The following is a 2,051-nucleotide window of genomic DNA, read 5'->3' on the forward strand; positions in this document are numbered from 1 at the left end:
GCGCGCGACAGCGGAGATGTGGACGAAAACGTCCGCGCCGCCCGCGTCAGGCTGGATGAAGCCGAAGCCCTTGGTGGCGTTGAACCACTTGACCGTACCAGTTGCCATTCGAAGTATCCTTCACATTTGCTTTAGTTTAACCGGACCAGGGGTCCGGCCGGTGGTATCGAAATTTTGGAGATAGACGTCAGCAAACGCGAAGATCGCGAGGCCCGATCGATCGGCCGAAATATCAATGCGATGCATATAGGCGGGGTTTGCGCTGAAAACAAGACTGTGTGAGAAAGCGGGACCAGCACCGCCGCCCAACGGCCGCCCCAATCGCGTGGAAAATTTGCGGCCGGCGGGCGCCGCGAGGGAGGAACGGCCAGGTCTCGGGCGCCGGGTTTGGGAGAGGATCATGAAGACCGTTGTGCTTGCCGCCTTGATGACGCTGGTGGCCGCCGAGGCGCAGGCGATCTCGCGCTACGACCCGACCCGCATGAGCTGCGACAGGGTGCAGGCGACGATCGCGCGCCAGGGCGCGGTCATCCTGCGCTACCAGTCGACGCGTGTCCCGGGGCTGCCGCTCTATGACCGCTACGTCAGGGACGAGCGCTTCTGCGACCTGGGCGAGGTGAGGAAGCGCGCCTACGTGCCCAGCGCCGATGCGAAATCCTGCCCGGTCTTCGTCTGCAAGCGGCCGGACTTCGATCGGCGGTTCCGTCGCCGTTTCCTGCAGAACTGAGATTCGCCATCCGCCACGTTTCGCCGGGGTCTTATCGCTGCCGGATTCAACCCGCGTGCCTGGAACCAATGACGGGCAAGACAGTTCAGCTATGACTTTGATACGACGCTGGCCTGCCCGACCGGCTGGGCATGCGGCGATCTAGAGGAGTTCTCATCATGAAGATTTCATCGGGATTTCGATCGGTCACGTTTGCCGTCATCGCCGCCGCGGGAGTCAGCCTAGCCAGCGCCGCGCATGCTGATAGCGGCACGATCCGCTTCGCCGTCTACAAGGCGGCCTTCTTCATCGGTGGTTCTGGAGGCGAGGGCACGCTGACCTTCCATGGTCGCCGCTATCCTATCTCGGTCGGCGGCATCTCGGGCGGCCTCGCGTTCGGGGCCTCAAAGACCTACTTCCACGGTACCGTGCGCCACATTCGCCGCGCCCGGGATGTGACAGGCGTGTACGGTGCTGCGGGCGGCGGCGGCGCGCTCGGCAAGGGGGCCCAGGTGATCGTCATGACCAATGACAAGGGCGCCCAACTCGAGCTCACTGGCAAGCAGGTAGGCCTGCAAGTCAACGCCGATCTGAGCGGTATGAGCATCGGGCTGAAGTAAGGGCCCGGACTTTTCAGAACCCGAACGAGGCCTGCGGTGACGGCGGCGGGCCGAGGCGCACGCCTTCCATGGCCAGCATCTTTTCCTTGGTGGCCGAGCCGCCGGGCGCCGAGAAGCCGCCGATCTTGCCGCCGGCGGCCAGGATGCGGTGGCACGGGATGACCAGCGGCACCGGGTTGGCGCCGAGCGCGGCACCGGTTTCGCGGGCGAGCCCTTGATGGCCGGCGCGCTTCGCCAACTCGCCATAGGTGGTGGTCTCGCCAAAGCCGAGCTTGCGCGCCGCGTCATAGATGGCGAGGCGGAAATCGTCGACGCCGGCAAGATCGACCGGCACGCTGGAGAAATCGATGTCCTCGCCGGCGGCATAGGCCCTGATCGCGGCGATCAGGTCCATCACCCATTGCGGCCGGTCGGTCGAGCTTGACACGCCACTATGGCGAAACAGCCGGCGCTCGACCGCCTCGCGGCTGCGCTCGGGCAAGCAGAGCCGGATCAGCCCGGTTTCGCTCCAGCCAATGCCCGTGAATCCGATCACTGTTTCTAACACTGCGTGACCGGTTGTGATCGCGGATGTCTTTTCCATGCTGGGCTCCTTTCCGCAAACCGCGAAAAACGGGTACAGGTACGGTACAGATAGGGAACAATATCGCAGCTTGCAGCGAGTTCCGCCACCCGAAAACCAGCGGATGGCCCTGATTGCCGGCCGAGAATCGCTGGTGTAAGGA

The 2,051-nt window shown here is 64.2% G+C and carries 4 protein-coding genes; 2 read left to right on the forward strand and 2 right to left on the reverse strand.

Annotation, left to right across the window (positions count from 1 at the left end):
* Positions 1-108, reverse strand: a 108-nt coding sequence (locus EN742_RS33015) for a cold shock domain-containing protein (protein ID WP_148670446.1), incomplete at its 3' end; no start/stop codon positions are given.
* A gap of 292 nt (positions 109-400) precedes the next feature.
* Between EN742_RS33015 and EN742_RS33020 the strand changes: the two genes are divergently transcribed.
* Complete coding sequence (locus EN742_RS33020) at positions 401-727, forward strand: hypothetical protein (protein WP_126058756.1); 327 nt, start codon at positions 401-403, stop codon at positions 725-727.
* Positions 728-885: 158 nt separating this feature from the next.
* Positions 886-1,326: a hypothetical protein gene (locus EN742_RS33025; protein ID WP_126058757.1), complete on the forward strand. Its 441-nt coding sequence runs from the start codon at positions 886-888 to the stop codon at positions 1,324-1,326.
* 13 nt (positions 1,327-1,339) lie between these two features.
* Here EN742_RS33025 and EN742_RS33030 read toward each other — a convergent pair whose 3' ends face one another.
* Complete coding sequence (locus EN742_RS33030) at positions 1,340-1,909, reverse strand: methylated-DNA--[protein]-cysteine S-methyltransferase (RefSeq protein ID WP_126058758.1); 570 nt, start codon at positions 1,907-1,909, stop codon at positions 1,340-1,342.
* Between the last annotated feature and the right edge of the window lie 142 nt (positions 1,910-2,051).

Source organism: Mesorhizobium sp. M4A.F.Ca.ET.020.02.1.1, assembly GCF_004022645.1.
Lineage (GTDB): Bacteria > Pseudomonadota > Alphaproteobacteria > Rhizobiales > Rhizobiaceae > Mesorhizobium.